The sequence below is a fragment of the bacterium genome, assembly GCA_037147175.1.
GTDB lineage: Bacteria > Cyanobacteriota > Vampirovibrionia > Gastranaerophilales > UBA9971 > UBA9971.
On the sequence record JBAWVS010000083.1, the window covers coordinates 1 to 6,227 of the forward strand.

Consider the following 6,227-nt stretch of genomic DNA (forward strand, 5'->3'; position numbering starts at 1 on the left):
TTTTTATATATAATATAATTGGTATAATTTATGTAGTTGTTTAATTAAAGAGGACATATTTATGCAAACAGAAATAAAAACTTTTACCCAATCACAGGTAGAACTGGAACAACGGGAATTTATAGTTAATGTTTATAAATGGATGTCGATGGGGCTGTTTTTAACGGCGGCTGTTGCTTATATTGTAGCCGGATCAAGCGCAATAATTCATTTTATTTTCGGAAATATGCTTATTTTCTTCGGTTTAATAATTGCGGAAGTTTTTTTAGTCGGTCATCTTGCGGCAAATGTTAAAAAAATGTCGGCAAGTACGGCAATGAATACGTTTCTTGGCTATTCCGCATTAAACGGGCTGACTTTGTCATGTATATTTTTGATTTATACCGCAGCTTCTATAACTACAACTTTTGTTGTTACGGCAGGAACATTTGGAATTATGAGCTTTTACGGTTATGTAACAAAAAAAGATTTGACCAGCGTCGGTAATATCTGTTTTATGGCATTAATAGGTTTGATTATAGCTTCTTTAGTAAATATTTTTCTTCATAACAGTATGATGTACTGGGTTATAACTTATGCAGGAATTTTGATATTTGTCGGATTGACTGCTTATGACACACAAAAAATCAAACAGCTTAATATAATAGGAAATTCGGGAACAGAAGAAGATGTTAAAGAGTCTATCAGCGGCGCTTTGATTTTATATCTTGATTTTATAAACCTTTTCCTTATGCTTTTAAGACTTTTTGGCAACAGAAAATAATTGTGATTTTATCCCTATTTACAGCTTTATTAATATCAAATGCGGGAATTAAAGAAGGAATTCCTGTATTTGACGTTAATTCAAATAATTCCGCTCAAAAAATAAAAATACTTAACGGAAATATTTCTATAAACAAAGATTTTCCGGAAGAATTTTACGGAAAATGGATTGTAAAAAGTACTTTAATTGAAACAAATAACCCTGAACTTTTTCGCAGCAAAAGCGCAGATATATGGGAATTTGACAGAAACGGTGATACAATTACACTTTCAAACCCTGTAACAGGTGCTATTGCCTCAATAACCGTCAACGAAGTTATCGGCAAAAAAGCAAAATTTACAAGAGAGCATGCCTCCTCAAATAATATTGAGACAGAAACGCCTGAAGTTATAGTTGAAGGCGACAGTTTTTCGGGTGAAGACAAATTAATTATTAAACATTTGTCTCAGGGTAAAATTTATAAAACAGATGTAGTAAAATATAGAGTAGAAGGTAAAAAAATTTCCGGTCCAACATTAAAGGATTTGTTTGCAAAATAAATTATCAGGAAGGAAAAAGGATTCTAATGACACAAAAAGAGTTAAACTATGACTTATTAATACTTGGTGGCGGACCTGCTGGTCTTACTGCCGCTCTTTACGGAGGCAGAGGGCTTTTAAAAACAGCTATAGTTGATACAGGCGTGACCGGGGGACAGTTAACAAATATTCTTGAGATTGAAAATTATCCGGGATTTCCTCTTATCAGCGGTTATGATCTTGTTGAAAAAATTGAGCAGCATGCTGATAAATTTAATATAGAAAAATTTATAATGCAGGAAATCACAAAAATTGATTTAATTTCCCCTGTTAAAACCATTGAAACCTCAGAAAATATTTTTAAGGCAAAAACTATAATTATTGCAACAGGTGCACGACTTCAAAAAATAGGCGTTCCCGGTGAAACAGAATTTATAGGAAGAGGTGTAAGCTACTGTGCAGTTTGTGACGGAGCTTTCTTTAAAGAGAAAGAAGTTTGCGTTATAGGCGGCGGAAATGCTGCTGTTGAAGAAGCTCTCTACCTTACCAGATTTGCTTCTAAAGTTAATATTATCCACAGAAGAGATTCGCTAAGAGCCGAAAAAATTTATCAGGAAAAAGCTTATGCAAATCCTAAAATTAATTTTATTTGGGATACAGTTGTAACTTCCGTAAACGGGAAAGATAAAGTTGAATCTATTTCTGTACAGAACGTCATAACAGGCGAAAACACCGAACTCAAGACTGATGCTGTTTTTCCGTATATCGGTTATAGCCCTAATACAGAACTTTTTCAAGAGCAAATCAAGCTTGACTCAAAAGGGTTTATTGAAACTGACATTAATCTTGCAACAAGCTGCGAAGGTGTTTTTGCGGCAGGTGATGTCAGAGTTTCTCCTCTAAGACAGGTTGTAATTTCTGCGGCAGACGGTGCTATTTCTGCAACCAGCGCAGTTAAATACCTGGAAGAAAAACAAGTTATACACGTGTAAAAAAAGAGGCTATCGCCTCTTTTTTTATTCTTCATCTTCCTCAAAATCTTCTTCATCATCATAAGAATTTTGAAGTTTATCATTTATTAATTCTGCGATGCTTCTTGCAATCTTGCTTTGCATCTCCTCTGAACAATTTTCAAGCATCTGTACAGAAGTCTTAATGGTAAGATCTATGTCGTACCATCTTTCGTTTCCTTTTTCACAGCGACCTTCTTCAACCGCCGAAAGGATATCTTCAACAGTATTGAATGCGTTTGATTCGATATTGTGTTCAATAATAACCTTGATTAAGTTCAAAGCAACCTGAATTTGAAACTTATCATCAGTAGTTTCAAGGATCTTCATTGCTTTTGAGAGAATCGGATCTCTGTCATACCATCTTCTTTGATCCATAGCCATCCTTTAAAAATTTTCGGAATTGCAGACACAAATTAAATTTTAAAGACATGTAATTCTACCATTTTTATCGGTAAAATCAAATAAGTGATTACTTTGTAATTACATTAAGATATTTCTTTAAATTTATATTCCAATTATTTTAAATTGGGGAATTTCTCATCTAAAAGGGACTTAACATCATTGTATGATTTATAAATTGTTTGTCTGTTTGTACCCAGCGTTTTAATTTTTTCGAGTGTTTCATATTGAAAATCTAAACCTTGATAAGGACCTATAAAAGAAACGTCAGGTTTTTTATCACCTTTTTCGTATCTTGCTTTTGCTATAAACGATGTTGCTTCTGCAACTGTCATAGCGCCACCGGGAAAAGCAACAATATGCTTCGCAACTTTATCGAAATCCGCAATTCTTGTGAAATCGTCTCCAGCTCTTTTAATAATATTGCAGTTTCTATAATCTTCATTACCCCATGCCTCTTGAGTCATAAGACCAAGACATTCTCCATGATTTTTGTTTTCGGGATTCAATTCTGCTTCGTGTCCGCCTTTGTTAGCAGCACCCATTATACCTGCACTACCGGCGCCTGTAACAATATTGTAGCCTCTAGCTACAAGTTCTCTGGCTAAAGAATTTGCTTGTTTTGTATATGGAGATAATTCTTGACTGTCAACTGAAGCTCCTAATATAGCTATAGTTTTTTCTCTGCTTTCAGGTGTTGAATATTTGTAATTGATTTCTGCGGGAACTTCGTCTTTGTTTGAAGGTCTGTTTGCTTTGAAAAAAATATTACAATTTAATCTTAACGGTTTTACTGTTAAATCCAAGGTTTACACCTCACTATTTTATTTACAATTACTTAAAGACCCGTAAAAATAAAAGTTAATAGCAAAAATAAAAAATACAACAAATTTGTTACAAAAAATCCGACGAAATTCGCCGGATTTTTTGATTAAATAAAACTTTCGCTACTTAGTTGCTAATGACAGGCAGCAGATTTTTTAAGCGTACTTGAAGCTTACGCCGCAGCCTGATTTTGGGTATTTCCAGTCAAGTGTCTTTGCAGGGCAAACAATTCTGCAAGCTCCGCATTCAAGACAATTTTCGAAACCAACCAGATTTTTATTCTGCTCTTCATCCCAATTGTAAACATTTGCAGGACAACAATAAGTACAAGGTCTGTCTTTACAAACTTTGCAGTCTTCCTGATTTGGTTTTAAGTGGGTTTCCTTGTCGCAGTTATATTTGACAGTAAACAACTTGTCATCTATATTCTCAGGAATTTTATTTTTTACTTCAGTCATCTTAGTAAAATACCTCCTACCAGTTTAATTACTTTGGTTATGTCGCAGAGAATGCCGAAAGATCTTTCTTTTAGTAAATTTCCGATAAAATCTTTGTACTTTTTCTGCTTTGGAATACTATCAGTGGTTGTAAACATATTGAAAAATTCATTTACTTTTCCCGGAATATAGTACTCCATGAATATTTTAGAATTTTTCTCGGCAAATTTCATCACATCTTTATAAGTTTTTAAATCTTTTAATACAAAAGAGTCATCAAGCTTTGTCTGGTATAGAGAAAGCATATTTGCAGTAAAATCATTCTTTTCTATGGCTTCTATTGCAGTTTCCGCTGCAAGTTTTCCGCTGACCATAGCAAGGTTTGTGCCTTCCCAATGAACATTATTTACCAACATTGCAGCATCTCCGGCAATAAGCACTCCGTCTTTATAGAGTGGAGGCATTGCTCCATATCCGCCTTCCGGTATAAGATGCGCTGAATATTCAAGAAGCTCTCCGCCTTGAATAAGAGGTTTTATTGAAGGATGTTCTTTTAATTGATTTAACAAATCATAAGGTTTTTGTTTATGGTGTTTTAAATCTTCTAAAGAAATTCCAACGCCTACCACTATTGACTCAAGGTTTGTATAAATATATCCAAGCCCGACCATTCCTTGCATAGGTCCGCCAACTATTGTATAAATCACTCCGCTATCGCCTTCAAGATTAAATCTGTCCTGAATTTTTTCTTTAGGAAGAGAAATAACTTCTTTAACTCCGACTGCAACATTTGCAGGTTCAATTTCAGGACGATTCCATGCCTGTTTTGTAAGCAGAGAGTTTACGCCGTCTGCAACTATAGTAACTTTTGCATAAAACTCTTCCTGTTCGGTTTTTACGCCGACCACTTTTCCGTCTTCAATAATTAAAGATTCGACAAGAGTTTGAGGAACTATAAATGCACCGGCTTTTTCTGCCTGTTCTGCGCACCATTTGTCCCATTTTGCTCTTATAACAGAAAAACTGCTGTAATGTCCCTCTTTTGAATGCTCCCCATTTCTGTAGCCTATTACAGTACCGTCATTATTTCCTAATAACGCAAATTTATGTTCAATATTATGTCTTTCTACCGGTGCTGATTTCCAGAACTCAGGATAAATTTCAGCGGTAGGCTGTGCATATATCGCACCGCCAAATACGTTTTTGCTTCCGGGATAGTCGCCTCTTTCAAGAACAACAACTTCTTTACCAGCTTTAGCAAGTGTCATGGCTGCCGCAATCCCTGCCGGACCTGCGCCCACTATCACCGCATCTACGATTTCTCTTTCCACTCTTTTTCTCCTTTTTACAGCTGTTTTTTATTTTAGCTCTTTTAATGTTTTATTATAAAATAAAAATATATTTTTAAAAATAATCAGGTATAATTTAAGTTCTGTATAAAATTAAATTATATACAGAAATAGTTAAAATTTTATGGACTGTTGTTATTGTCTTAACCGGCGGTTTAGCCGCAATTTTTATTAATATGGATAATTTTCAAAAAATTATACTTTTTATAATCGGACTTTTAATAAATATTACTTTTATAATTTTGCTTATGGAAGCAAACAAAGATATAAATTGTATGATTGATAAACTGGAGGAAAAATAATGAGTATTATTAACATTATGGCTGCACTGGGTATGTTTTTATTAGCGATAGGAATTGTTTATGCAGCTTATAACTTTAAACCCCGACACTGTGATAAAAAACCTTCTTAAAATTCATAGGCAATAAAGAGAGACTTCCGTTATTAATAATGGAAGTCTCTTTTTATCTTATTAAAGCTGAATTTCTATTATTTTTGCAAAGAATTTATAATCCCTTCAAGTTTTGATCTATCTTGTTCATGTTGTTTAGCAGCTTTTATGTCTTTATCATCATTTTTGTGAAAAATATTTTTGGGTTCGTTTGGTTGTTTTCTTATTAATGAATTTGAAAATTTACTTGAATCCGGGTAAACACCTGCAGGAATTCTTGTATCCGCCATATTTTTTTCCTCCTCTTTCGCTCTCTTTTTAAAACCAATATCTATTTCCTATATTTATATAAAAACAAAAATAAAAATATAATTGTCATTTGATTTTGTAAAGTTTTTTATTTAGTTATTTTTTGGTAAAATTTTAATTACATTTCAATTAATTTTGGAGGAAGGTAATAAATGGAAAACAAAATTTTAAAAGCTATTGAGAATTTAGACAAGAAATTTGAGAATAAATTTGATAACTTAGA

Annotated in this window: 8 protein-coding genes; 3 read left to right on the forward strand and 5 right to left on the reverse strand. The window is 33.4% G+C overall.

Going from position 1 to position 6,227, the window contains the following annotated elements:
- Positions 1-61 precede the first annotated feature (61 nt).
- Genes WCG23_12755 through trxB form a run of 3 tightly spaced genes read left to right on the forward strand, consistent with a single transcriptional unit; the run spans position 62 to position 2,273 of the window.
- The gene (locus tag WCG23_12755) at positions 62-763 is read left to right on the forward strand and encodes a Bax inhibitor-1/YccA family protein (protein ID MEI8390739.1); all 702 of its coding nucleotides are present in this window, start codon (positions 62-64) and stop codon (positions 761-763) included.
- Positions 764-765: 2 nt separating this feature from the next.
- Positions 766-1,302 (forward strand): hypothetical protein, encoded by a 537-nt coding sequence (locus WCG23_12760; GenBank protein MEI8390740.1) that lies wholly within the window; start codon positions 766-768, stop codon positions 1,300-1,302.
- Between the two features lie 26 nt (positions 1,303-1,328).
- Positions 1,329-2,273 carry a thioredoxin-disulfide reductase gene (trxB, locus tag WCG23_12765; protein MEI8390741.1) on the forward strand — a complete coding sequence of 315 codons (945 nt, stop codon included), beginning with the start codon at positions 1,329-1,331 and terminating at the stop codon, positions 2,271-2,273.
- Positions 2,274-2,297: 24 nt separating this feature from the next.
- Here the strand turns inward: trxB and WCG23_12770 are convergent, their stop codons facing one another.
- The 5 genes from WCG23_12770 to WCG23_12790 form a co-directional block, all read right to left on the reverse strand.
- A complete protein-coding gene (locus WCG23_12770; GenBank protein ID MEI8390742.1) occupies positions 2,298-2,669 on the reverse strand; it encodes a hypothetical protein in 372 nt (123 codons plus the stop codon).
- Between the two features lie 140 nt (positions 2,670-2,809).
- Positions 2,810-3,499, reverse strand: coding sequence for a hypothetical protein (locus WCG23_12775; GenBank protein MEI8390743.1), 690 nt, complete (start codon positions 3,497-3,499; stop codon positions 2,810-2,812).
- A 174-nt stretch (positions 3,500-3,673) separates the two neighbouring features.
- Complete coding sequence (locus tag WCG23_12780; protein ID MEI8390744.1) at positions 3,674-3,976, reverse strand: 4Fe-4S dicluster domain-containing protein; 303 nt, start codon at positions 3,974-3,976, stop codon at positions 3,674-3,676.
- On the reverse strand, positions 3,973-5,286 hold the full coding sequence (locus WCG23_12785) for an FAD-dependent oxidoreductase (GenBank protein MEI8390745.1): 1,314 nt from the start codon (positions 5,284-5,286) through the stop codon (positions 3,973-3,975). The genes WCG23_12780 and WCG23_12785 overlap by 4 nt, the downstream gene beginning before the upstream one ends.
- Before the next feature lie 507 nt (positions 5,287-5,793).
- Complete coding sequence (locus WCG23_12790; GenBank protein ID MEI8390746.1) at positions 5,794-5,985, reverse strand: hypothetical protein; 192 nt, start codon at positions 5,983-5,985, stop codon at positions 5,794-5,796.
- Positions 5,986-6,227 lie beyond the last annotated feature (242 nt).